This is a genomic window from Ohtaekwangia koreensis, assembly GCF_900167975.1.
In the GTDB taxonomy this organism is placed as follows: Bacteria; Bacteroidota; Bacteroidia; order Cytophagales; family Cyclobacteriaceae; genus Ohtaekwangia; species Ohtaekwangia koreensis.
Genome location: NZ_FUZU01000001.1, coordinates 1012052 through 1037679, shown reverse-complemented (window position 1 = coordinate 1037679; position 25628 = coordinate 1012052). Strand labels below are relative to the sequence as shown.

Sequence of the window (25628 nt, the reverse complement as noted above, 5' to 3'; positions counted from 1 at the left end):
ATCAATAACATTAAAATTCATAGCCATCCATATTTTTAACGTGTATCACTTTCGATACACCAGCATGTTTGCATCTGATACAATTCATACTTTTACAAAAACACTAATTCCGTCCGTAATGCTCTCTGCCAAGGTACTGATAATTGATGACGACCGCGATATACTCGAAACAGCGCGCATGTTTTTAAAACAGGAGTTCGCGCTGATACACATTGAAGATACCCCCGAAAAAATTCCTGCGTTGCTCAAGGCCACCGAATATGATGTTATACTCCTGGACATGAATTTTAAAAAAGGCGTGAATGATGGTGAAGAGGGTTTTTATTGGTTGAACCAGATTTTGAAGATTGATTCCAACGCAGTGGTTATATTGATCACGGCATATGGCGAAGTAGATATAGCCGTAAAGGCAATTAAAAATGGCGCTACTGATTTTGTGCTGAAGCCGTGGAAAAATCAAAAACTGATGGCTACGATTCTGGCAGCACTGCAACTGCGTAAATCGAAAAAGGAAGTTGAGAAGCTAAAGGAAACACAAGAGAAACTGAGCGATGATCTGAACAATCGTTACACGGATTTCATTGGTGAATCGCCTGCTATAGCACGTGTGCATGAATTGATAGACCGGGTCGCGACTGCAGATGCCGATGTATTGATACTGGGAGAAAACGGAACCGGAAAGGAACTTGTAGCGCGTGCTATACATCACAAGTCGTTGCGTAAAAATAATGTATTCATCAATGTTGACTTGGGAGCGATTAGCGAAACGTTATTTGAAAGCGAGCTCTTTGGACATGTGAAGGGCGCCTTCACGGATGCTAAACAAGATAAGGCGGGCCGCTTCGAGCTTGCCTCCGGAGGAACGTTGTTCCTGGATGAAATCGGCAATCTTTCGCTGCCCTTGCAATCAAAATTACTTACGGTATTACAACATCGCAGCGTACAACGGGTGGGCTCGGCGAAACCCATACCGGTAGACTTTCGTCTGGTCTGCGCTACCAACATGCCGCTACACGAAATGGTGTTCGAAAAAAAATTCCGTCAGGATCTTCTTTATCGTATCAACACAGTAGAGATCCGCGTTCCTTCGCTGCGCGAACGCATTGAAGATATACCCTTGCTTGCAGAACATTTCCTGTCGCGCTATAGCCAGAAGTATAAACGTCCGGGAATGAAACTTGATAAAGCCGTGATAACGAAATTAAAAAAGTATCATTGGCCAGGTAACATCCGCGAGCTGCAACATGCTATAGAACGTGCTGTTATTTTAAATGAAGGGAAAATAATTGAATCCGCGGAGTTATTGATCAGCGGTGTTATCCATACTCCACGAAAAGAAGTTCAGCCACAAACGCTGGATGAGATGGAGAAGCAATTCATCGTACAATCTTTACAGGATAACCAGGGAAATGTAAGCAATACCGCACGAGCGCTTGGTTTAACCCGAACGGCTTTATACCGCAGAATGAAACGCCATGGAATATAGTATATTATATACTGCAAGAATATGATTTTGAAACGCTTCAATCTTTTGGTAACGATTAGGATTGTACTGTTGGTCGCCAACACGTTGCTATTCTCATGGGTTGTGCAACAGCGTGAAATGTTTTTCAACCAGATCACGCTGGCCATTATATTCATTTTGCAGATCGCAGAGCTAATCCGGTTTGTCAATCACACAAACCGCGAACTGTCGCGCTTTTTTCTTGCTATCAAGCATGCTGATTTTACCATTACCTTTCAACAGGCTCACTTGGGAAAATCGTTTCGAGAACTCGAGGGGAACATGCAATCTATACTGCAAGCTTACAAACAGGTAAAGATCGAGAAGGAAGCGCAATATCAGTTTCTGCAAATGCTGGTAAAACAATTGCCGATCGGTATAATATCACTGGCAGAGGAAGAGATCGTATTGATGAATGCCACTGCAGAACGATTGCTCCGCATTGAAGGATTCAAAAACTGGAACCTGTTGAAATTAAGAAACCCGGTTCTTACAGATGAATTGGACTCGCTGGGAGATCATGGCAGAAAACTAATCGAAATCAGAATTGGTCACGACACTTCGCATTTGGCCGTTGAGGTCAGTACATCCTATATACTAAACAAGTCCTATAGATTTATCACCATCCAGGATATACAAACGGAGATAGAACAAAAAGAAATTGAAGCCTGGCATAAACTCATTCGCATTCTCACGCATGAGATCATGAACTCCGTTACACCGGTATCATCACTCACGGAAACCATGCAGAGTATGCTTACCGACCGGAACGGGCAGTTGAAAGGTATAGATGATATCACCGCGGAAACCCTGGGCGACATTCGCTTCTCATTGGACACCATTCAGAAACGAAGCGAGGGATTACTGGACTTTGTTGAGAAATATAGGGCGCTCACGCGGGTACCTAAACCCAATATAAATCCTGTACATATAAAACCATTTTTAAAAACAGTGGTAAACCTGATGGAACCCGAAGTGTTGCGACAGAACATTTCGCTCCAGTGGCAAATCGATGATGAAAATTTACAAGTCAATCTTGACCGGAATCTGATTGAGCAGGTAATCATCAACCTGATCACCAACAGTATATATGCATTGCAAACTGTAACGGAAAAGAAAATCATTCTGCATGCGTATAGAGCGGATCATCAGGTTATCATGGAAGTTACTGACAATGGTATAGGTATACGTGATAAAGAAATGCAGGATATCTTCATTCCGTTCTTCTCCACCAAAAAAGAAGGCTCCGGCATTGGTTTGAGTCTTTCGAAGCAGATTATGAGCTTGCACAAAGGCAGTATAAAAGTGACTTCGATTCCTCACACAAAAACATCTTTCCTTTTGATCTTCAGGGATAAATAGCTCCAACCTTTTACTCATGTGTAGTGTCTAATCCATACAAACCCAATTAATCACTATATGAAACTTCACTATTTAATAATAGCACTGTTTGCTCTTTCTTTCAGTGCATGTTCGGATGACGATAAAGAATGTGACTGCGGGAACCCTTCCGATTCATATCTACCACTCAGAATCGGAAACTACTGGGAATTTGAATCTCTGCCCGAGCCCAGTAAAATGTATATGCGTACGGAAGTAACTCGCACGGCAGACCTTGATGGACGCACTTATTATGAGCTGATTTCAACGTCACAAGTAGAGGACGAAAATACTAACTATCGGGATACTACATACTATAGAGTTGATAGCAGAGGATATGTATATACCCGGAAAAAGAATGTAGCCACGGAAATTAATATCATGAGACTTTTCGGAAACAACGGAGATCAGTGGACATCCGAAACATCGTATGATGAAGAGGCTGTAATTACACTTTCCCTCGTTGACGATTTGGCTATCGGTGAAAAAAATATTGATGATTGCAAGGCTTATTCTTTTGATATCGAGCAGTGGGCAGATGAAGAATATACCATTTACCTGGCGCCCGGAATTGGCTTTGTTAAAAATTTCAGCGGATGGGGCCTTGGCAGCCAATTGACCAAAGCTTCCGTTAACGGAAAAGTATATACATTCTAACAAACACTAGCAACTATATATCTGTGACGGAGTAACTTTTCTGTCACAGATATATTTTTATTCAATACCTCTCAGACTTAGCGGTCATTTATTCTTTTTGTAACGGCAGGCTGTCGGGTCGGACTTTACATAGTAATCTTTATAGTTAAGCGCTTTGGGATCCATACATCCCTTTAGTGGAAGCAATTCCACTTTTCTGAAATCTATAGGTTGTCCTTCACTTTGCAAGGCTATATATCCTTCGCTTAGCAGTTTCCCTTCCTTCCAGACAGCAGGATCGTAATTGTTTACAACGCCAGCAGCAACCTGTGGCTTGGTATATTGCATCACCGTGTCGCCATTGATAATATGCTTTACCAGCGAATCACCTAACACAATAAGTTCAGCACGTACCCATTGATCGCCATCATATGTTTTGGATGTAGAATTGATACAGTGCCGTTCATCAAGCTTACCGTCATACACCACGATTGTCCCCGGTGAACACATGTTGCCCGTTGTACGTGGCTTGCCATCCCCTAAGCCCCCCAGAAATTGCATCTCTATAGATATAGGCCAATCCTGTTCCTTTGGCATGGTGCGTGGGTCCTGCGAGTGAAACATTACTCCGCTGTTACGCAATGTATAATCAGGAGCACCTTTTTGGAGATCACCAACAAAACGATACTCTACTATGAGGTGATAATAAGAATAAGGTTGCTTATAGTATAGATGCCCGAACTGATCATTGAAGTCACCATATTGGTCGTAGCGTACTTGTATAGCACCATCTTTCACGCGGAACGTATTGCCAAAATTTACATTTACATCATGATGATGAATCTTAACAATCCAATCGCGGGTATCGCGATCATTAAAGAGTTTTATCCATTCCTTTTTGGACGATTGCTTTCCGGATGATGAATTAGATTTAGATTTAGATTGTGCCCCGACTTCTATGGTGATGAAGACGAGTAAAAGCAGTGATAATGTATACTGGAGTTTGGTCATATGTAAAAATTATGCACAGGCAATATAAACATACTATTGCTGATAATTATAAACAAAAATGAGGCAGTGATTCCACAAATACTACAAAAAATCGCATGACACAAGGCAAAAACGCATGGCACAGCAATTTATACATAGTTGGCAAGGGTAGAGTAGGTTAGGTTTACAGGCCCGGATGATGCTAGTCATACCGGGCCTGTTTTTATTTACAGCGGCTCAAATTCTCCAACACTATACTGGTCGTAGTTCTATCTTTACTATCAATTAATCTCAAGACAATTACTTATTAATCAAACAGCCCCTTTGGCTTTTTCACTTTCCATTGTTCAGATTCAGGGAGTATACTCTGGAATGTTTTAGCGTTCACCACCGCATGACCTTCAGCCGTATTGTTAAAATAAATATATACATCTCTTACATTCTGAAATGCGTCTACGGTTTTATAAATGTGATTCAGTGATGCTTCATCATAGGGTGAGTAGTATAATTTAGGAATACCATGGAATCGGTAGTATACCACGGGAGAGGTATAGTACACATCTTCAGGCAGCCCCGGATAACTGATACCACAGAAGCATACCTGGTGATGTTTCAACGCCTGCAATACATCGTTTCTCCACCAGCTTGCATGGCGAAACTCCAATACATTCGTAAAGGCACTGTTTAATGTAGTCAATATTAATTCAAGATTCGTCTCACTGTATTGAAACGCAGGGTGCATCTGAAATAATAAACTGCCAAGTTTATTTCCCAGACCCTCTCCTACAGTTTCGTAAAAGCGTTGTGTTTCTTCTGCTGCGTTTTTAAATCTCTTATAGTGCGTAATGAGGCGAGGGGCTTTCACTGCAAACCGGAAATCAGCAGGACTCCTGCTATACCACCCTTTCAAATCACTAACAATGGGAAAGCGATAGAAGGTAACATTCAACTCAACCGTGTTGAACGATTCACAGTAATACTCAAACCACTTTCGCTGCGGTATATTTTTAGGATAAAAAATCCCCTTCCATTCTTTGTACGAAAACCCAGAGCAACCGATCCAGTACTTCATACCTCATCCCTAAATTTAAAGACTCCCTAATCTATTCGTTAGGGTTTGAACTTTAAAATTCTATAGGGCTCTGTTGGGCTTTCTATATTCAATTGTGATACACTTACATATAGCGAACCATCAGCAGCGACCGCAAAAGAATCCGGCCACTTAAAATCTTTTCCTCTGGCTACGATGCGTGTTGTAGTACCATCGTAAACACGAATTGCATTTTCTTCGATCGAAGCAAGGTATAGATTGCCTTCCTTATCGAAGATCATTCCATCGGATGGAGGAAATTTACCAAGGTTCTCAACCTCTACATCCAACTTACCCGAATAAAAATCAGGGTATATCAATAAGGAAGTTTCAACCCGGTATAAACTATTTCCGGTAAGAGGGCGCCAGTATAGATATAGTCCATCGGGGCTTAATGCTAATCCATCTGCATGTACCACCGGATATTCACCATCAGCAGTACGATATTCTTCGCCATCAATTTTCAGAACAAGGTCTTCAGATTTCGTGCTGCTATTGTTACCGAGTAATCGCCATGATTTGCCGGAGTCAAGGTCTACCACAATTATAGCGCCTTCGTTAGAATCCGTTATATACCCGATCTCACGCTGTGCATCTATACGTATATCATTGAGATAACTATTTGGCTTTACAACAGAATCACCAAATACAATAACATTGGCGATTCGATCAGTCTTCAAATCAATTTGTACAAGCTTCGCTCCGCCCTTTACAACACCGCTATACCGATCGTCACGTTTAGGATTAGCAGCATCGAGAACCCACAGATAATCATTCGCATCAACGAACACAGATTGCACACAAATGAAATGCTCTTCAGGATTCATACCGGGTGTCCATGTATTCCAATTTGCATCCGGATAAGGTAATGCCTTTGTTGGATTGGTAATGTCAACGACCGAGGTAGAATGGTCTAAAGACCAGTTGGGATAATTGGCGAATAATCTCATCTGTTCTGTACGCAATTGCTGCGAAACCGCTACACCCGTCCATTGCCTGGGAGAGTTTGCAACCACTGTAACTTGCGATTCACCAACCGTAGTTGTCTCATCGCCTGTACCTTTCACACTTACTTCGCTGCAGGCCGCTATAAGCAGCACTATTAGGCAGGATAAAACTCGTACTAACCATCGATCGGTATTCATAACTCATAGACATTATTTTATACTATTCTTAAAAGAAAAAACAATGCCTGTAACTTTTTCCGTTTTTTTTACATCCCGAAAACGTTGACATAATTATTGCGACAACCTTTCCTCTACCTTATTAGTTAATACTTTTATAAGTTTACGCAACGTCTAATATATCATGACAAATAAGAGTAATTCCCAGAATACAGATTGTGATGTAGTATTGATTGGTGCCGGAATTATGAGCGCCACGCTTGGTGTTTTATTAAAAGAACTGGAGCCAAACCTCACCATAGAAATTTACGAACGATTGGATGTTGCTGCAGCCGAGAGTTCAGATGCATGGAATAATGCAGGTACAGGTCACTCCGCTTTCTGTGAACTAAATTACACACCAGAACGCGAAGACGGATCTATTGATATATCGAAAGCTATAAAGATTGCTGAGTCGTTTGAGATCTCGAAACAATTCTGGTCATACCTGATCCAGAAGAATCATATACAATTACCCGAGACATTTATCACTCCTATACCACACATGAGTTTTGTGTGGGGCGAGGATAATGTTAACTACTTAAGAAAGCGTTACGAAGCGCTGTTGACCAATCCTTTATTTAAGGGAATGCTTTACACGGAAGATCCAAAGCATCTTGAGCAATGGATACCATTGATCATGCAAGGACGTGATCAACAACAAAAAGTTGCTGCCACGCGAATGGATCAGGGGACGGATGTAAACTTCGGAGCACTTACCCGCAGTATGTTTAGCATGTTGCAGGAGATGGATGGTGTTACCATGCATTTCAATCATGAAGTAAAAGATCTTAAAAAAGAAGACAACGGTTCATGGCGCATTAAAGTAAAGAATCGCTCTACCGGTGATAAAAGAAAGATCCGTGCAAAATTTGTATTTATAGGTGCTGGTGGTGGATCACTCCGATTGTTGGAGAAATCAGATATACCGGAAGGACGCGGCTTCGGAGGTTTCCCGGTAAGTGGCCAGTGGCTGAAATGCACAAACCAGGAAGTTATTGAACAGCACCAGGCGAAAGTATATGGTAAAGCCTCTGTAGGTTCTCCTCCCATGTCAGTGCCGCATCTTGACACACGTGTAATCAATGGTCAGCGCGCATTACTCTTCGGGCCGTATGCTGGTTTCTCAACCAAGTTTTTGAAAGAAGGATCTTATTTCGATCTCATCAAAACTATACAGCACGATAATATTATACCGATGCTTGCAGCAGGTATAGATAATATTCCACTTACAAAATACCTTATCAACCAGGTACGTCAAACTCCCGAAGATCGCCTTGAAGCATTGAAGGAATTTTATCCCGAGGCGAAAATGGAAGATTGGGAATTGGAAGTTGCAGGACAACGCGTACAGGTGATCAAGAAAGATAAAGAGCACGTTGGCGTTCTTGAGTTTGGAACGGAAGTGGTAAGTGCTGCTGATGGAAGTATCGCTGCATTATTGGGTGCATCTCCCGGAGCGTCTACCGCAGTGTCTATCATGCTCACATTATTGCAACGCTGCTTTGGTGATAAGATTAATAGTGAGCAGTGGAAAGCAAAGATTACACAGATGATTCCGTCTTACGGGCTTACGATGGCCGACAATCCTGAGCTCCTCCAGGAAACAAGAGCTCTAACAAACGAAGTTTTAGGGTTGAACACTATTCACGCATAAAAGATATAGGTTGATTACGCTTGCCATGCAGGTGTAATCAACCTATATCTATACTTCTCATAGCCCTTTCAACACAGCGCTATTTTTTCTTCTTTTCCCAATTCTCTTGCATATCCTGGTAAGCATCCTTGCTAACCGTTGATTTTTTCTTTGGTCGCGATACACCTTTTTTCTTGCGTGCATTAATATTATTCGCCAGTGATTTTTTTACGCCCAGCTTATTCTTCTTTGTTGTTGCCATAACCCGATTCTTTTTCTTAGCGGGTCAATATTATTGTTCCTGACTACTCTGTTTAATCTTCCTGCAGTATTTATACAGCGATCCATCCGCATGGTTAAACACACACACTGATTGATATATATTCTGTAGACGTTGTTACCAACCTGAAAGTACAACTGCCCCAAAAGCAATGATGACGGGCACGATTATTTCGTCCCTTACGGGATATATATAAATTCCTCCAATCCATACCCTTATGACAATTCTTGCAAACAACATTGCTATCGATTACCTGAAAGCTGGCGATGGCGACATCACACTTTTATTCGTACATGGCTCTTTTATAAATAAAGATTACTGGCGTGAACAACTTGAATATTTCAAAACGAATTATTCCGTAATCGCTGTTGACCTGGCAGGACATGGTAAATCCGGAACCGACAGAGACCACTGGACGATAGAAGAATTTGGTAAAGATGTAGCCGGAGTCATCGATGCATTAAAGCTTGAGAACGTTATTCTGATCGGCCATTCGATGGGCTCTGATATAATTCTGGAAACAGCTGCTATACGGAGAAATGCAGTGATTGGTATCGTGGTCATCGATGCTTTGAAAAATGCAGGCACTGAAATCCCTGAGCTGCTACAACAGGCCGATGCTATACTTGAAAACCTGAACACGAATTTCGCAGATACGGTGGAAGGATATGCGCGGCAGGGTTTATACTCTCCGGATACAGATCCCAAAATTATACATACCGTTGTTCATGATTATAGAAGTGCATATCAACCGATGGCTGTCGGCACCATTGCCGATCTCTTCCGATATGCACCCCGCGAACGTGCGCTATTACAAAGCCTGGATTTAAAAGTATATCTTATAAATGTAGACTATATACCAACCAATGAAGAGTTGCTGAGTAAATATGCTCGGTCTGGATATGAGCTACACATTATCCACGGCACAAGCCATTTCCCTATGCTGGAAGAATCACAGGTACTGAATGAAGCATTGGAAAAAGCAATCGACAAAATCAGCCAGGAATTAATTCTGGAGCAAGCCGCCCGAAATCAATAGTACAAATTTTACGACATTATTCTTTTAAGTGACGATTGGCTTTTCGCATAACCATCCGGAGATTTAATTGTTTCTAAATAAGAATGTATGTTTGGGTGAAGAACTATGAAAGTACTTTTGGTTGAAGATGAGCCCGGTGTTGTCTCTTTCATCCGTAGAGGATTGATTGAAGCAGGTCATGAAGTTTCCGTTGCCATGGACGGTGTTACGGCTTGGCAAATGATACAGATGAATATTCCGGATATCATTATCCTGGACATTATGTTGCCTTCCATGAATGGTATCGAACTGTGCCGCAAAATCAGAAGTCAACAAATTCAAGCACCCATCATTATGCTCACAGCGCTGGGCACATCGGAAAATATAGTTACCGGACTGGACTCGGGCGCGGACGACTATATGATAAAGCCTTTTAAATTCTCAGAGCTTCTGGCAAGGATAAGTGCCGTTACACGAAGAGTTTCCGGACATTCCACGCAAGGTGATATTATCACCATCGATGATTTACTGATCGATACACGCGGCAAAATTGTTAAGCGTGGTGAAGAGCGGATCAACCTTACTGCAAAAGAATATAACTTATTGGAATTTCTCGCACGCAATAAAGGCCGCGTCTTTTCACGTGCTGAAATACTGGAACGCGTATGGGATATAAATTTCGATATGAATACCAATGTTGTTGATGTATATATCAATTACCTGCGCAGAAAAGTAGACAAGCAGCGCGACAAAAAACTCATTCAGACCGTGGTGGGTATTGGCTATGTGTTACGCGATGAATATGCATAAAGTACAACATCCCCTTTCTAATCCACTCATCGTAGTACGCACGGTTGCATCATGACCATCCGCACAAAAATAGCATTGGTATTCACACTGATGACAGCCACGGTTCTGCTGCTCCTGAGTATATTTGTTTATCTGCTTTCGCTTCAGCATGCTCATGGCAATTTTTTTACGCGATTAAAAGTAAGAGCATCCCTTGCCGCAGAAACTCGTTTTGGAGTAGACGAAATACACAGCGTTGTAAAAGGAATCCGCGAACGTCACCTGCAAAGACTTCCCCAGGAGCATGAATATTTTTTTCCGAATGATTCGTTGTTGTCGCAGCATATACAGGATTCTATTCCGGAGATACCTCCTTCCTTTATACAAGAGGTAAAGCAAAATGATTTCGCAGAATATAACCGCGGCTTCCTTCACTTTTCAGGTATAGTATATACTTCTCAAAAAGGTAAAAACGTTGTAATAGCTTCCGCCTATGACGAGAATGCTGAAAATCATATTACCTTCCTGCGCAATCTTTTAATGATTGGTTTTTTGTCGAGCTGTTTACTGGTGTTTGCCTTGGGAAGAATATTTTCCACACGAATCATGCACCCTATATCTGCCGTCATCTCCAAAGTACACGACATTACAACGACCAACCTGAGTGAGCGCGTGCAAGGTGGTAACGGCAACGATGAACTTTCAGAAATAGCGAATACATTTAATTCCATGCTCGACCGGCTTGAGACAACCTTCGAGCTTCAGCGTAACTTCATCAGCAATGCATCGCATGAGTTGCGCACACCGCTTACATCCATTCTCGGTGAGGCCGAAATCATTCTGCAAACAAAACGCACCACAGAAGACTATATTAAGTCCATTACCACGATGCAGCAAGAGGCTCACAAACTTGAAGAAGTCACTTCAAGTCTGCTAAGACTTTCGCAGATCAGTTATGAAGGAAAGAAACAAAAAATAGAGCCGTTGCAGATGGATGAACTGCTCATGAGTATAAAGATAGACTTCGATAAAAGAATGCCCGACAACCATGTTAAAATTATGGTGCAGCAGTCGGAAGAAAATCCGAATGTATATACACTCATGTGTTCCGATGTATGGATGGAACTTGCCCTAACGAACATCATTCAAAACAGTATAAAGTACTCTGACAATAAAGAAGTGCTCGTGACTTTGTCGTATACCGATACCGAGTTCTTCATAAATATATCCGACTATGGGATAGGCATTCCCGAGCAAGATCAGAAACATATCTTTGAGCCGTTCTTCCGTGCAAGCAATACCTTTAATTATACAGGATATGGAATCGGGCTACCGCTCGCAGCGCGTATCATCCGATTGCATAGCGGCAAACTGAAAATATACTCCCGCACCAATGAAGGAACCAAAGTCTTCATTCAATTTCCTCAGTACAAGAGATTAAAATCTGATTAAAGAAATTCTTATCACCTTTTAATTCCAGCTTAAAAGCCCGCTAATAGCCGTGCCGTTCTTTTACATCAGAGAACAAAACAAGCACGACTATGAAAAATATATTCATCCTTACACAGTTTGAAGCTGATACCCTGCAGGCAATGAAACTTGCAGCCTATATGAGCGAAAATAAAGGCAACATAATTTTAGTGACTTGTTCGGAAATTTCGGACTCAATCACAGAGCTATTGTTCCTGTCGGCCAAGGATCACATCGACTTAAACAAGCGACAGGATGTGTTAGACAAGTGGTCGGTGTATAAAGCAGAAACGAATATAGCCACCACCCTGCGTGAGCATCATCAGTTTGGTATATCACGGCCCGTCATTCAAAAATTACTGGAGAGCTTTCAGGTCGATGTTGTCATTGCGCCACTTTCCATTCAGCAAAGCAAGCAGTATATACATAAGTTATTTCTGAAGCTGTTACACAACAGTAACTGTCCGCTGCTGTTGTTGCCGGAGAAGGATCAGACCAGTGAGATTATACAGCGGGCGCTGTTTCTTGACGCGAATGGCAAATCCCTTGCTCCATCACTTCAACAGCTGCCGTTTCATGTCATTCACCAATCGATGATTAAAGAGTATGAAAATCAATCACTGAATGTTCTGGTTGATCAATTGCGTGTCGACCTCATTGTGCAACCCAAACGGAGTAATGAAGTGGCGGAGAAAAACGCAGACGTCACAAACCTGGGGCTGCCCGTGCTTACCATCTAAGTAGCATATAACCATAGTTCCATTCAGTTACCTTCACTATATACTATATATTTATGTTACTTAAGAAGCATATACCGTGGACCTATATTCTGGGGAAGATCAAATATGAGATTGCAGCCGTTGCGATCTATGCTATAGCGTTCGGGTTATGGCACGAAGATCTAAACCTGCATCGCATTACAATTCCACTTAGCATTCCCGCCATCATTGGTACAATCATCTCGTTGCTGCTTGCGTTCCGCTCCAACCAGGCGTATGACCGTTGGTGGGAAGCACGCATCATCTGGGGATCGATCGTTAATGATTCCAGAACGTTGATCCGTCAAATGCAGTCGTTCATTAATGACCCTGAGTTTTCGGTAACAGTCAGCAAATTCACAGACAACTTTACCAAACGGCAAATCTTCTGGAATTATAGTTTGGGACAAATGTTGCGGAATCAAAATCCGCTGACGCGTGCTGAAGAATATCTTTCTCAGGAAGATCTTGCGTTTGTAAAGAATCATGTGCACATACCTAACGCGTTGCTGTTGCTGCATGCACGTGACCTCAAGTATCTTTTGGAAGAAGGACTACTGAATCCATTTCAACAGGTTGAACTTGATAAAACCCTTACACGCTTGTGTGATGCGATGGGAAAATGTGAGCGTATAAAAAATACTGTTTTCCCAACAACGTATAGTCTATATATAAACTTTGCACTATACCTGTTCATTCTGCTGGTGCCGTTCGGGCTTACCGAACATCATGGCAGTATCCTGGTTTCACTGGTAATCCTGATCTCGGCCGCATTTTTATTCATCGAAAAAATGGCCATTCACTTACAGGATCCATTTGAAAATAAAGCTACTGATACACCCATGACATCGCTTGCCCGCACTATAGAAAGAGACCTTCGTGAAATGATTCGTGATTACGAATACGCACATGCAAACAGCAAACCCAAAGTGCTGGATGGTCATTTTTATGTTCTCTGAAATCAGATGCTGTTAAAACGTATAGAGGTTACTGGTATAGTTCCAGTAACCTTCTGCGTTGATAGCTAACCGTCTCTTTCATCTTTGCCAGTTTACCTTTCACGTGGCTCAATCTTAATCGTGTTCGGTAAAGTTGTTCATTCTTTCGTTTCAGTTTTTCCTGAAGTATAGCAACCACTTGCAGCAGATGTTCTTTATCAAGTTCCGACAGGTTTTCCATTTTCATTTCCGGTTTGGATTAAAATGAAATTGTTTTGTCCATGAAATTTATGCTCATGCTATACCGGTTCAATAAGTCTGAGCCTAATATACCCGCTAATCTGATCTGCTCATCGCGTTGAAGTATAGAGGCAAACTCCCGCATATCTTTACTCCGGAAGCCATGGTATTTAATGGCGGTACTACCGATCTCGAGTATACATGTGTTTACGTGTCCTATATTGGATGTGCCGTTAAAACTCATCACCTCGGTCATGGCCTGTACATCGTAGTTCACCACCGAAAAACCAAAATGGGCTGCCTCCGATTCATTGAGTATAGATACAGAGGCGCCTGTGTCAATAATAAAAAAAGCGTTTTTGCCATTGAGCTTCGCTTTCACTACCGGTATCCTGCCCACCGTATAAAAATTAACCGATTGAACAGGGGACTCTGTTTTCATCAAAGGAACAGGCGCGCATGAACATACTATCAACACGAGTATACCAATAGGCATGCACGTATGGTATAGATTCTGTAGAGGTATAGCTTTGTAAATCATATACCAAAGGAGATCACTTTATAAATACGATGCTGGTTTATTAGATTACCAGCAGGCGCAGACGATACTTGTCTTGAGTAATCATATCTATAGCTTTTGTCATACGGTACCTGCTATTAGTAAGGTACAGACGTTGTTTGTCTAAAAAGCCTCATCCATTCCTGAAAAAATAACGTATTTCAATGTATGCCCTTCCATGATGAACCTTGGGAAAAGAGAAATCCGATCGAGGTTTCCGTAAGCCCGGCCTTGTTACTGCAAAGCCGTATTACTGCGCACGCCATCTTTTGGCTCTGCCTGATTGTATATGAAGGACTCATCGCAGGCATGGTCGATGATCTGTATCTTCAACGTGTCACTACTTCCTTCATCGAGCTTCCGGTGAAGATGGCTGCAACGTACTTCACGCTATATATACTTATTGATATGCTTTTAGTACATAAGAAATATAGCCTCTTCCTGTCTTTGCTTTTTCTTTCCATGATTTTCTTTGGAATTCTGGCACGTATCGTGGCTTATTACACGATATACCCGATGTACTATCCCATGGCTACAAACGTTCCCCTATTCTTTCTGCCTAAAATACTCATCACTATCTTTAGTATATATTCACTGGTAGCCATTGTTGCTTCATTTCACCTGATCAAGCATTGGTATAATCACCAGCAGGCCTCACAACGTCTTCATCAAACTGCACAGCAATTGGAAAAAGAAAAACTGGCAGCAGAACTCAAGCTCTTGAAATCGCAGATCAACCCGCACTTTCTTTTTAACACACTAAACAATTTATATGCATTAACCTTGCAGCATTCACATAAAGCACCTGAGATGGTTTACAAGCTCTCGCAGCTTATGAACTATATGCTATACGACAGCAACCAGATGGAGGTGTCACTTCAAAAAGAAATACAATACATCCAGAACTATATAGACCTTGAGAAGGTGCGGTATGATACGCGGCTTGATGTTTCACTAAATGTATACGATGTGCCCGATACCATTCACATTGCTCCCTTGCTGATCTTGCCATTCGTTGAAAACAGTTTCAAACATGGTGTAAGCAATCAACTTTCAGGTGGATGGATCCGTATTGATATACTGATACAAGAGAATACACTTGTATTGAAAGTCGAAAATAGTAAAAACATTTTTCCGCCAGAAGATAAGCCTGTATCTGGAATAGGTTTGAAGAATGTACGCAAACGTCTTGATCTCATTTATGCCGATTGCCATTCGCTCCAGTTGCTGGATGAGGATGAGACATACCTGGTGATCCTGAAGATAACTATTCCGGGAATCTGTATGCGAAAGAGACCCTATATAACGGACCAATATATACCAGCATGATTAAATGTTTGATCGTTGATGATGAGCCCCTCGCCCGGCAATTGCTGGAGTCGTATGTATCAAAAATAAATGGACTTAGCCTTGTCAAGAGCTGCGGGAACGCCATTGAAGCTTTTACCATATTGCAGCAAAAGCATATAGACTTGATATTTCTGGATATCCAAATGCCTCAGATCACGGGCATTGACTTACTCAGATCGCTTAAAGATCGGCCGCGTGTAGTGCTCACCACTGCCTATCGCGATTATGCATTTGATGCGTATGACCTGGATGTAGTCGATTACCTGTTGAAGCCTGTTTCTTTTGAGCGTTTTTTGCGCGGCATCAGCAAAGTATACCAACTGAAACATCCTCTGGATGAATGCATACAGGATGCCTCACCACTCGTTAAATCATTTGAAGATGCCTATATATATTTTCGTGAAGACCGCGAAATGATCAAAGTATATCTGAATGAAATCCTATACATTGAAAGTCTCCGCGATTACGTGCGCGTAAAAACAACACAAAAACAAATCATTACCTACCAAAAAATAAGTTACCTCGAACAAAAGTTACCGGAAGGAAGGTTTGTCCGCATCCATCGGTCTTTCATTATTCCTGTTGATAAAGTCTCATCGTTTACATCTACCACAGCCCGGGTCGGAACCATGGATATTCCCATTGGTCGAAACTTTAAAAATGAAGCCATGAAGATTTTAACTAAAAACAACGTGCTTCTTTAAAATTCCAACCTCATAATTGCGTTCATTAATACGATTGCATTGCTAATCGCTGAAAATCAGGCTCGTATTGCTTTCATAGTGACCGACAACATCGTATCTTATCTAAACAGACGTGCAGGATTTAAAATATTGATGATTTGTCTTTACTAATTATATTAGTTTTAATAGCATTGTATCGCTAATCTAGTTAGACACAAAAACCCCCTCAACCTTTATTTTTTAGACTATGCAAAACTCCGTTAATGTAACCTCCTCCACCGAGTGGACTGAAGAAAACATCGTTGATCTGGTTCGTAAAATTCGAAATGACCTTATTAAGGATTTTTTGGATGAACGTTTCCTGAAAGACTATATATCGAATAAATATGCCGTGAAAGAACTGTCGGCTGTAAAGATTGAATTCATTAAACGTGAGCTGAAAGATTTTCTGATTGCACCGGTGAATAAACCGCATTACAAATCAATTGTAGATCAGATCAAAGAAACAAACTCAGCATCACTCTCAGAAGGAAAGGAAGAACTCTTTTATAATGAGGTCGACCTGATCCTGAAAAAGTATATTTACTAAGACTGATCTTCTAAGTATAAGTCTCCCTAAGTATAAATTATAATTAAACCCAGTGAGAACCAGGTGATCATTTCGATTAGCCACTCGACTTTACTTATTTTCTTACTCGATTCCATACTCGTAAAAGTTTGATCTGCTTAGGATCCTAACATTTATATGCCAGTTCCCCGGGATTAAAAACAGCCATTATTTTACGATATCTTTAGAAAATATGAGGCGTGATTTGGACAACCTCACCAAATCACGCCTTGATTTGACGTAAAGCCTGCTCACTTGCTTTCAGGATTTTATCAATCTCAACATTATTTATAGCGTTGGATATAAACATGGCTTCATACTGGGATGGCGCCAGGTAAATTCCCTGCGACAACATCGATTGGAAGTATATAGCAAACTTTTGGGTATCGGATGTTTTTGCCGTATCGAAATCAATAACGTTGGCATCAGTGAAGAACAGTGTAAACATGGAGCCTACCTGGTTAATTGTAAACTTCTGCCCCGCTTTTGCTATTTGATCCCGTAAACCTTCAACCAGCTTCGTTGTGGTTTGGTTGATTTGATTATATACTGCTGGATTTGATTTGAGGTATTTCAGCATGGCCAATCCTGCAGCCATCGCCAATGGATTTCCGGAAAGCGTACCCGCCTGGTATATAGGACCTAATGGAGAAACATAGTCCATAATTTCTTTCTTACCACCATACGCACCTACCGGCAATCCTCCGCCTATAATTTTGCCCAGCGTAGTCATGTCGGCTTTCACATTATATAGTTCTTGCGCACCACCCAACGCCAGTCGGAAACCCGTCATCACCTCATCAAAGATCAATACGATGCTATGTTTATCACATAGCGTACGCAGTCCTTGCAAATATCCAGGCTGGGGCACAACACACCCCATGTTACCCACCACCGGTTCAAGAATGATCGCGGCTATCTCGTTCTTATTTTCATCGATGATCTTTTCAACAGCAGATATACTATTGAACGGAGCGATCAGTGTATCCTTGGCTGTACCTTTTGTAACGCCAGGGCTATCGGGAGTTCCGAATGTCATGGCTCCACTTCCGGCTGCAATCAAAAAAGAGTCTCCATGACCATGATAACATCCTTCCATCTTTATGATCTTGTCACGACCGGTATATCCGCGTGCTACACGAATAGCAGACATAGTCGCTTCCGTGCCAGAGTTTACCATTCTGACTTTTTCAACCGAAGGCACAATGGAACAAATCAACTCGGCCATTTCAACTTCACGTGCAGTTGGCGCACCAAACGAAGGTGAATTCACCAACGCTATTTTCACAGCCTCCTCTACTACAGGATGAGCATGACCTAAAATCATCGGCCCCCAGGAATTGATCAGGTCTATATATTCCTGATCGTCTTCATCGTACAAGTAAGCACCTTTCGCACGCTTCATAAAAAGAGGGTTCCCTCCTACTGCACGAAACGCACGCACAGGAGAATTTACGCCTCCAGGAATATATTCTTTTGCTTTTTCAAAAAGTGATTTGCTCTTATCGTTAGACATAAGATCTGATGTTAGATATATCTAATATATACTTTGGAATTACAGACGTAAATCCTATCGCTTATCTACCAAAACCGCTCCGCCATTTTTGAAGCGAATGAATGGTATCAATTGATTGTCGCGGCTGAATTGATAGTTAAATCCTTGTGTGAGGTAGCCGTTGATGGCTTTCTCTTTATTCATACCATCCTGAAAGTATGCACCGTTTTTCTTTAACTGATTTCCGGTAAAGAGCATAAACTCATATCCCATCTTTGAATATAGCGAAGGTGTACGTCCGTGAACCTTGATGAATTTACGAATAAAGGCAGCAAGATGAGGATTGTTCGGGAGCGATATATTCGGCGCTATAAAGGCAACCGGAAGTGCACTATATTTATCAAGTTCCAATGCGGTTTGCTCAAGCCAGTCTTCAGAACCCAATACCGTTACTGTATCTCCGCGCGTATCCACGGCACCCAATACTTTGGTATATATCAACGCATCATCCGAGGCTACAAATACGCCTCCGAGGCTATCTTTACGAAGCGTGAATTGCTTGGCATATTTATACTCATCGTACTCGGTAGCGGTAGCCAGTGTACTTACGATTTTAGGAAGAGTCTCTTTTGTGATTCGATGCGAGCCCAATACTTTCAAACCTTTTTCACGGGCCTTGTCAACGAATGTAGCCGCGAGTAATGAATCTCTGCGCGAAGTACCATAGAATACAATACAGTTTTTCTTGCGCGCATGCGAAGCCATAAACTCACCCGACTTCTTGCCCATCGTTTCAATGGAGGGCTGGTATAGGAAAGCATACGGATTTGTTCCGATTACATCGCTGTTGTTGGAGAAGGGATTGAATACATTGATCTTGTTCTCAAGTGAAAAATCCTGGATGGGCTTATTCTCTTCGGGGAAGAAAGGACCAACGAGTAAATCAGAATTCTTTAATTCGTCAGTCTTTAACAGTGTCTTGATTTTCTCTACACTTCGGTCTGTATCATAGGCACGCAGGCTGATCTTGATATTCTGTTTTGCCAATGTATCGGCAGCGAGTTTCATGCCTTCATAAAAATCGAGCACGATCTGATTGCGCTTACGGCCCGGAGTCGGGTCCAACGTATTTACCATGAATGGCAATAGTACCGATACCGCATAGGTATCTTTATATATAGTCTTGGGAGTTTCAGGAAAATAATCGGAACGCTTCAGGTTATATTGCGTGATCATCGACTCCAGCATGGTACGACTATCTTTATTAGCCATGTCTTTTGCAAGTGCACCGACAAGCGCCTTACCTATAATTTCATCTTTGGGATATTCTTCACGCATCATCTTCAGCGTTTCAATATCGGTGATGGGCATGAGCGCTTTTGTTTTCAAGGCGTTGATCTCTTTCTCCATCTTTTTATCCTTGATGGAAGAAAGGATCTTAAGTCCCTGGAAATAATCTTTACCGTCCAGGTATATCTTACCCAACCAGAAGTTTACTTCATCCATTTTATCCCAGTTAGGATGCAGCGATTTCAATTGGTTGAACATGTCTTTCGCTACAGCCATATACCCTTGATTGTGCGCAGCGAGAGCATAGTAAAAAGAAGCGTATTCAGAATACTGATTGTTTGCCGCGTATGGAATCAACGGCTTGAAACCTTCCATCGCGAGGTTGTATTTCCCTTCACGGAAAAGTTGCTTCGCATTGAAGAATTGCTGATTATAATTAACCTGCGCAAATACAGTAACCGGGATTAAAAACGCCAGACAAACAATTAGCTTTTTATGAATCATGCTTTTTTTCTTCTTTTAAAGTATAGTACAGGAATAAACATCGATACAGGTATATATTTCAACTGAATGAGACACTAACCTGGATACAAAACTTATTCCCACTCAATGGTAGCCGGTGGCTTCGAGCTGATGTCGTATACTACACGGTTAACACCTTTAACTTTATTGATGATATCGCTGGATACATTCGCCAGGAACTCATACGGTAAATGTGCCCAGTCGGCAGTCATCCCATCGGTACTGGTTACAGCACGAAGACTCACCACGCGTTCATAGGTTCTTTCATCTCCCATTACTCCTACCGATTGTACCGGCAGCAACATGGCTCCGGCTTGCCATACTTTATCGTATAGCCCATGTTCTCTTAATCCGCCTATAAAAATGCTATCAACTTCCTGTAGTATTCTCACTTTATCAGCAGTGATATCGCCGAGTATACGAATGCCAAGACCCGGGCCCGGAAATGGATGACGCCCTAGAATTGCAGGATCTATACCTAATGTTTTTCCTACAACACGTACTTCGTCTTTGAAAAGCGTATTCAACGGCTCCACCACTTTCAGTTTCATCTTTGCAGGCAGACCGCCTACATTATGATGCGACTTAATGGTAACAGAAGGACCTTTCACGGAAACCGATTCAATGATATCGGGATATATAGTTCCTTGTCCGAGCCACTTCACGTCCTGAATGAGGTGAGACTCTTCATCGAATACATCAATAAATGTTTTACCAATCGCTTTGCGTTTGTCTTCCGGATCGGTAAGATCTTTTAATGCTGTATAGAATTTATCTTTTGCATCAACACCTTTAATGTTAAGGCCCATATGCTTGTAAGAATCCAGTACTTGCGCAAATTCATCTTTCCGGAGTAGTCCGTTATCAACAAAAATGCAATGGAGATTTTTTCCGATTGCTTTATGAACAAGTATAGCAGCCACGGTGGAGTCAACACCACCGGAAAGTGCCATCACGACTTTATCATTGCCTAATTTTTTTGTCAGATCAGCAACAGTCGCTTCTACAAATTGATCGGGGGTCCAATCCTGAGCACACTTACAGATGTGTACTACAAAATTACGGAGCAGTTCCTTGCCTTGTATAGTATGTGTTACCTCCGGGTGAAACTGGATCCCGTAGACTTGTGTGCCTTTTACTTTATAGGCCGCTACCTTCACAGAAGGTGTAGCCGCTATAATTTCAAATGTATCTGGTACGGAAGCAATCGTGTCGGCATGGGACATCCATACCTGGCCATCAATAGCGATCTCTTTCAGTAATTCGTTGTGATGATCTACCGTAGTCAGTTTTGCGCGACCATATTCGCGGGCGTGAGATGGCAATACTTGCCCTCCGCTTTTATGCGCGATGAGCTGCGCACCGTAACAAACCCCGAGTACCGGCAGGTTTCCGAACTGTTTAATATCAACATCCGGTGAACCCTGATCGCGGACGGAGCATGGGCTTCCCGAAAGGATAATGCCTTTAATGTCAGGCGTGATGGTTGGAATTTTGTTAAAAGGGTGGATTTCGCAGTAAACATTGAGCTCGCGAACTCTGCGGGCGATTAATTGTGTGTACTGAGAACCGAAATCTAAAATCAGTATCTGTTGCGACATGGTGCAAAGATAACCCGAGATTTTTTCGGTGGAAGAAGGAAATCGAATAAAGCGTGAAAAGCTGTCTACTTTTACGTTATCCGGTTGCCGACTGTAGTAACAAGCTTCAGCCTGTCAGTTGTTTTTAGCATCTATACAGGCTGAAGCCGGTTGAAATCCTGAAATGAATCAATACCGATTCATCACGATCAGACCGATTTGGAAACCAATCGATGAGAAACGGTCGTAGTTGTAGCTCTCGCTTTTATTTGTTGAGTAATCGTAATGGACAGCAGCCATGGCACCGAGCCCGCGGTTTCTTGTAAACTTCACCAGGATGCCAGCTTCCGGTCTCGCCAGAAAGCCCCACTTCCGTTCACTATTCGAATATATATTATAGTACTGAACGTATTCATTGTTGTTTGCACCAACACCAAGGCCAGCATATGGAAATACCCGTTCGCCTTCGCCCAGCGGAAAGTAATATTGAGCACTTACAGTTACACCATATTGGTAAATATAGTTGAAGTAGTCGGTGGTGATTGCTCCGCCTTTACCCTCAAAAGTTTCCGTTGGCTTATGTGTATTGAAGCTTGTCCAATTCGCGTCAATGCCTAATGAAAGACGACTGCCCTCGGTGATGAACGCCCTATACCCTATACGTCCACCCCGTGCACTGGTACCATCAACCCACTCGGTGTTAGTAAGCGGTTTGTTTACATCCAGCGCGAGATAGAAGTAATTGTTCTGTGCCTGCAATGCCTGCACTGTGAAAAGCGAAATTATAATCAGCAGGTATTTCATGGCTGTGACAAGTTTAAGTAAGATGATTGCTTGAATGCCTGGTTAACGGCATCAACAGATTGATCCAGTTGATTCACAGCATTAAACAAGTCGCCCATATAGGCATTCCAGATTACTTTATACTTCTTGTTCGCTGCTGCGTTTTTGAGGTCAACGAACTCCACCACGAGTGAGCCGGTGTTATAGGCATACGTCTGTACATAAGGATAGTAATAGTACCCACCATAACCATAGTATCCGGAATACGAATAGTTTGGATAAATAACCTGTTGAAAAAGATTCAAATCTTTTACAGCATATACATTTACCCCTATATCCGGACTTTCATTAAAGCCTACCCGATTATACCCCAGGGCTTCCATATTGTCTTCCACGGTTTGCAATACTTTGCGTGGCAATTCATACTGAGGCGATGTACGGATCGAGTCATTAGCATCGGTGTTGGACACAAAACCGATGGTATCGGTAGGTAATGAATAAGTAAGATACGAACTGAAGTTGGCGGTGGTGTCATAATTTGTAGTGACAACCATCTGATCCAGCAAGTCATACTGCTCTGGTTCCGGATGACACGACCAGAGTGCCATCACGATCAATACACTTCCCAATAAATGTCTCATGAGCGTTTGGTTTTTGAAAATAAAACACGACTGGAATGATCTAAATTATCATTCCCTCAGGGATTAGACACCGGAAGAATACAATTGGTTTAAACAGGATCAGCTCAAAATTTGGCCGATGCCAAACAGCAGCACAAACACCAATGTAGAGAGCGCCATTTGTTTGAGGTATGGATCAAGCTCGTGAGACGGTTTACGACTTACGGCCAAACCATTTTTGATAAAAAGCGGAGCACTTGCCAGGAAAAGAAATTGCCAGAATGATGTATAGGTAAGCACGCAATATAGCACAGCACAAAGCAAGCCCATGATGAGCAGGAACCAATGGTATATAATTGCTTTCTCTTTACCAATGCGAACCGGGATTGAGAATTTTCCTGCTTTGAAATCAGATTCTATATCACGGATGTTGTTAACATTCAGCACTGCAATAGAAAACAGACCACAACTTAATGCGGGCAACAACTGGTATACGGTGAGTTGTTTTGTAAACAGGTAATACGAACCCATCACCCCTACCAGCCCGAAGAATATCAAAACCGAAAAATCTCCTAGACCTATATATCCGTAAGGTTTCCTGCCCACCGTATAGGCAATGGCCGCTATGATGCTCAGTACACCCAGACCGAAAAAGAAAAAGATGGCACTCCAGTTAACACCAAATGAAACGAGGAGAAGAGATATACCGCTGATCAAACAAAGTATAACAAATATAATGACGGCCGTACGCATTTGCTGCGCAGAGATAGCACCACTTTGCACAGCACGCGAAGGCCCCTTACGCTCCACGCTGTCAGCACCATGAATAGAGTCGCCATAATCATTGGCAAGGTTGGAGAGCACTTGCAGGAAAATGGTTGTGGATACACAGAGAAGAAAAATATTCCATTGAAATGCACCGGCAGCAGAAGCGAGAAAACCTCCCATAGCAATACAGGAGAGTGCCAACGGCAATGTGCGTAACCGGAATGCTTGGAGCCAGACTTTTGTATTCATGCAGACACAAAAGTATACTTTCGGCTTTTCAGTGACCTATAATTAAGGCAACTATTTTTCCGGAAACGCCTATAATTATTGGATGATCTTGCTAACGATCTGATCATCCAGCGGTTTTACTTTCGATCCGAAAAACCCTACTACATTTCCGTTTTCATCGATCACGTATTTGCAGAAGTTCCAGGAGGGAGCATGACCAGATTTCGCTTCAAGCCACTGGTATAGCGGATGTTGATCGTTGCCCTTCACAGAGATCTTTTCAAACATCTGGAATGCTACGCCATAATTCTTTTGACAAAAAGAAGCAATCTCTTCGTTGCTACCCGGCTCCTGCCATAAAAAATTATTCGCAGGAAAACCCAACACCACTACTTTATTACCATACTGTTCATGCAGTTTTTCAAGATCAGCGTACTGCGGGGTATATCCACACTTGGAAGCAGTATTTACGATCAGCAATTTCTTGCCTCTATATTGATTGAAGTCTATATCCTGCCCGTCAAGCGATTTCATTTTGAAATCATAGATCGAACCACTGGCTTGCTTCGGCTTGCCACCGGATATAAGTTTTGAAGAAAGAAACGCCACTAATCCCATCGTACCTGCGATTATAAGAGTTGCCTTAATTAATCTCATCTACTATAGCTTTATCCAACGGATTTACCTTTGATGAAAAGAACTTCACCGTACCATCAGCCTTTACAAGATACTTACAGAAATTCCAGGAAGGCTCACTTCCGGTCTTTTCCTGTAGCCACTTGTATAATGCATGCTGGTCACTGCCTTTCACAGAGATCTTTTCAAACATCTGAAATTTTACCCCGTAATTCTTTTGACAGAACGATGCTATATCTTTATTCGAGCCTGGTTCCTGTGATCCAAAATTATTAGCAGGGAAACCAAGTATAGTTACTTTATCGCCATACTGCTCGTGAAGTTTTTCAAGGTCAGCGTACTGAGGAGTGTATCCGCATTGAGACGCTACATTGACGATCAACAGATTCTTACCTTTATACTTTGAGAAATCGATCGTTTCGCCATCAATTGAATTCAACTTTAGATCATAGATAGAAGTGATGGATGAAATGGTCATAAGCAAGGATAGTATGAGAGCTTTCATAGTTGTTCTTTATTGAGAAACAAACTTATGGCTTTTTTGTTCAAAACGTCAATTATAAAGATACATATATACTTGCTGAAGCCGACCCCAACCGTGTCAGTACTGACACC

At 42.0% G+C, this 25628-nt stretch carries 26 protein-coding genes; 12 read left to right on the top strand and 14 right to left on the bottom strand.

Translation table 11 applies throughout. The annotated features are described in order from the left end of the window. Window positions 1-118: 118 nt before the first annotated feature. From B5Y40_RS04530 to B5Y40_RS04520, 3 genes are read left to right on the top strand one after another with little or no spacing between them, the layout of a single operon-like run. Window positions 119-1486 carry a sigma-54-dependent transcriptional regulator gene (locus tag B5Y40_RS04530; protein WP_079687076.1) on the top strand — a complete coding sequence of 456 codons (1368 nt, stop codon included), beginning with the start codon at window positions 119-121 and terminating at the stop codon, window positions 1484-1486. A 21-nt stretch (window positions 1487-1507) separates the two neighbouring features. Further along, window positions 1508-2866: a sensor histidine kinase gene (locus tag B5Y40_RS04525; RefSeq protein ID WP_079685506.1), complete on the top strand. Its 1359-nt coding sequence runs from the start codon at window positions 1508-1510 to the stop codon at window positions 2864-2866. Between the two features lie 57 nt (window positions 2867-2923). Further along, the gene (locus tag B5Y40_RS04520; protein ID WP_079685505.1) at window positions 2924-3541 is read left to right on the top strand and encodes a hypothetical protein; all 618 of its coding nucleotides are present in this window, start codon (window positions 2924-2926) and stop codon (window positions 3539-3541) included. Window positions 3542-3625: 84 nt separating this feature from the next. Here B5Y40_RS04520 and B5Y40_RS04515 read toward each other — a convergent pair whose 3' ends face one another. From B5Y40_RS04515 to B5Y40_RS04505, 3 genes are all read right to left on the bottom strand, one after another. Further along, window positions 3626-4531, bottom strand: coding sequence for a 3-keto-disaccharide hydrolase (locus B5Y40_RS04515; RefSeq protein WP_079685504.1), 906 nt, complete (start codon window positions 4529-4531; stop codon window positions 3626-3628). Window positions 4532-4817: 286 nt separating this feature from the next. Next, window positions 4818-5582: a DUF72 domain-containing protein gene (locus B5Y40_RS04510; RefSeq protein WP_079685503.1), complete on the bottom strand. Its 765-nt coding sequence runs from the start codon at window positions 5580-5582 to the stop codon at window positions 4818-4820. Between the two features lie 38 nt (window positions 5583-5620). Beyond that, window positions 5621-6700 carry an L-dopachrome tautomerase-related protein gene (locus B5Y40_RS04505; RefSeq protein WP_159453607.1) on the bottom strand — a complete coding sequence of 360 codons (1080 nt, stop codon included), beginning with the start codon at window positions 6698-6700 and terminating at the stop codon, window positions 5621-5623. A 208-nt stretch (window positions 6701-6908) separates the two neighbouring features. On the opposite strand from B5Y40_RS04505, the gene B5Y40_RS04500 reads away from it, so the two are divergent. After that, the gene (locus tag B5Y40_RS04500) at window positions 6909-8420 is read left to right on the top strand and encodes a malate:quinone oxidoreductase (protein ID WP_079685501.1); all 1512 of its coding nucleotides are present in this window, start codon (window positions 6909-6911) and stop codon (window positions 8418-8420) included. A 79-nt stretch (window positions 8421-8499) separates the two neighbouring features. Here the strand turns inward: B5Y40_RS04500 and B5Y40_RS29760 are convergent, their stop codons facing one another. Further along, window positions 8500-8661: a hypothetical protein gene (locus tag B5Y40_RS29760; protein ID WP_185145717.1), complete on the bottom strand. Its 162-nt coding sequence runs from the start codon at window positions 8659-8661 to the stop codon at window positions 8500-8502. Between the two features lie 235 nt (window positions 8662-8896). Between B5Y40_RS29760 and B5Y40_RS04495 the strand changes: the two genes are divergently transcribed. The 5 genes from B5Y40_RS04495 (at window position 8897) to B5Y40_RS04475 (ending at window position 13673) form a co-directional block, all read left to right on the top strand. Next, on the top strand, window positions 8897-9718 hold the full coding sequence (locus tag B5Y40_RS04495; protein WP_079685500.1) for an alpha/beta fold hydrolase: 822 nt from the start codon (window positions 8897-8899) through the stop codon (window positions 9716-9718). A 105-nt stretch (window positions 9719-9823) separates the two neighbouring features. Beyond that, a complete protein-coding gene (locus B5Y40_RS04490; RefSeq protein ID WP_079685499.1) occupies window positions 9824-10507 on the top strand; it encodes a response regulator transcription factor in 684 nt (227 codons plus the stop codon). A 51-nt stretch (window positions 10508-10558) separates the two neighbouring features. Continuing rightward, window positions 10559-11938, top strand: coding sequence for a sensor histidine kinase (locus tag B5Y40_RS04485; protein ID WP_079685498.1), 1380 nt, complete (start codon window positions 10559-10561; stop codon window positions 11936-11938). Between the two features lie 89 nt (window positions 11939-12027). Next, complete coding sequence (locus B5Y40_RS04480; RefSeq protein WP_079685497.1) at window positions 12028-12696, top strand: hypothetical protein; 669 nt, start codon at window positions 12028-12030, stop codon at window positions 12694-12696. 53 nt (window positions 12697-12749) lie between these two features. Then, the gene (locus B5Y40_RS04475) at window positions 12750-13673 is read left to right on the top strand and encodes a bestrophin family protein (RefSeq protein WP_079685496.1); all 924 of its coding nucleotides are present in this window, start codon (window positions 12750-12752) and stop codon (window positions 13671-13673) included. Between the two features lie 28 nt (window positions 13674-13701). Here the strand turns inward: B5Y40_RS04475 and B5Y40_RS04470 are convergent, their stop codons facing one another. Together B5Y40_RS04470 and B5Y40_RS04465 are read right to left on the bottom strand one after the other, a co-directional pair. Then, window positions 13702-13893 (bottom strand): hypothetical protein, encoded by a 192-nt coding sequence (locus tag B5Y40_RS04470; protein WP_079685495.1) that lies wholly within the window; start codon window positions 13891-13893, stop codon window positions 13702-13704. 18 nt (window positions 13894-13911) lie between these two features. Then, window positions 13912-14433, bottom strand: coding sequence for a retropepsin-like aspartic protease family protein (locus tag B5Y40_RS04465; RefSeq protein ID WP_079685494.1), 522 nt, complete (start codon window positions 14431-14433; stop codon window positions 13912-13914). A 186-nt stretch (window positions 14434-14619) separates the two neighbouring features. On the opposite strand from B5Y40_RS04465, the gene B5Y40_RS04460 reads away from it, so the two are divergent. From B5Y40_RS04460 to B5Y40_RS04450, 3 genes are all read left to right on the top strand, one after another. Next, window positions 14620-15780 (top strand): sensor histidine kinase, encoded by a 1161-nt coding sequence (locus tag B5Y40_RS04460; protein WP_079685493.1) that lies wholly within the window; start codon window positions 14620-14622, stop codon window positions 15778-15780. Further along, window positions 15777-16505 (top strand): LytR/AlgR family response regulator transcription factor, encoded by a 729-nt coding sequence (locus B5Y40_RS04455; protein ID WP_079685492.1) that lies wholly within the window; start codon window positions 15777-15779, stop codon window positions 16503-16505. Before B5Y40_RS04460 ends, B5Y40_RS04455 begins: the two co-directional genes overlap by 4 nt. Before the next feature lie 226 nt (window positions 16506-16731). Further along, complete coding sequence (locus B5Y40_RS04450; protein WP_079685491.1) at window positions 16732-17073, top strand: hypothetical protein; 342 nt, start codon at window positions 16732-16734, stop codon at window positions 17071-17073. A 241-nt stretch (window positions 17074-17314) separates the two neighbouring features. Here B5Y40_RS04450 and hemL read toward each other — a convergent pair whose 3' ends face one another. The 8 genes from hemL to B5Y40_RS04410 all read right to left on the bottom strand — a co-directional run bounded on the left by hemL (window position 17315) and on the right by B5Y40_RS04410 (window position 25518). Next, window positions 17315-18607, bottom strand: a complete 1293-nt coding sequence (gene hemL / locus B5Y40_RS04445; RefSeq protein ID WP_079685490.1) for a glutamate-1-semialdehyde 2,1-aminomutase — start codon at window positions 18605-18607, stop codon at window positions 17315-17317. A gap of 54 nt (window positions 18608-18661) precedes the next feature. Beyond that, a complete protein-coding gene (locus B5Y40_RS04440) occupies window positions 18662-20380 on the bottom strand; it encodes an ABC transporter substrate-binding protein (protein ID WP_079685489.1) in 1719 nt (572 codons plus the stop codon). Window positions 20381-20472: 92 nt separating this feature from the next. Beyond that, window positions 20473-21999, bottom strand: a complete 1527-nt coding sequence (guaA, locus tag B5Y40_RS04435) for a glutamine-hydrolyzing GMP synthase (RefSeq protein ID WP_079685488.1) — start codon at window positions 21997-21999, stop codon at window positions 20473-20475. Window positions 22000-22167: 168 nt separating this feature from the next. After that, a complete protein-coding gene (locus B5Y40_RS04430; protein WP_079685487.1) occupies window positions 22168-22782 on the bottom strand; it encodes an outer membrane beta-barrel protein in 615 nt (204 codons plus the stop codon). Then, entirely contained in the window at window positions 22779-23402 is a 624-nt protein-coding gene (locus B5Y40_RS04425) for a DUF4136 domain-containing protein (protein ID WP_079685486.1), read from the bottom strand. The genes B5Y40_RS04430 and B5Y40_RS04425 overlap by 4 nt, the downstream gene beginning before the upstream one ends. Before the next feature lie 99 nt (window positions 23403-23501). Then, the gene (locus B5Y40_RS04420; RefSeq protein ID WP_079685485.1) at window positions 23502-24398 is read right to left on the bottom strand and encodes a 1,4-dihydroxy-2-naphthoate polyprenyltransferase; all 897 of its coding nucleotides are present in this window, start codon (window positions 24396-24398) and stop codon (window positions 23502-23504) included. Window positions 24399-24473: 75 nt separating this feature from the next. After that, window positions 24474-25034 carry a glutathione peroxidase gene (locus B5Y40_RS04415; RefSeq protein ID WP_079685484.1) on the bottom strand — a complete coding sequence of 187 codons (561 nt, stop codon included), beginning with the start codon at window positions 25032-25034 and terminating at the stop codon, window positions 24474-24476. Then, window positions 25021-25518: a glutathione peroxidase gene (locus tag B5Y40_RS04410; protein ID WP_079685483.1), complete on the bottom strand. Its 498-nt coding sequence runs from the start codon at window positions 25516-25518 to the stop codon at window positions 25021-25023. The genes B5Y40_RS04415 and B5Y40_RS04410 overlap by 14 nt, the downstream gene beginning before the upstream one ends. Between the last annotated feature and the right edge of the window lie 110 nt (window positions 25519-25628).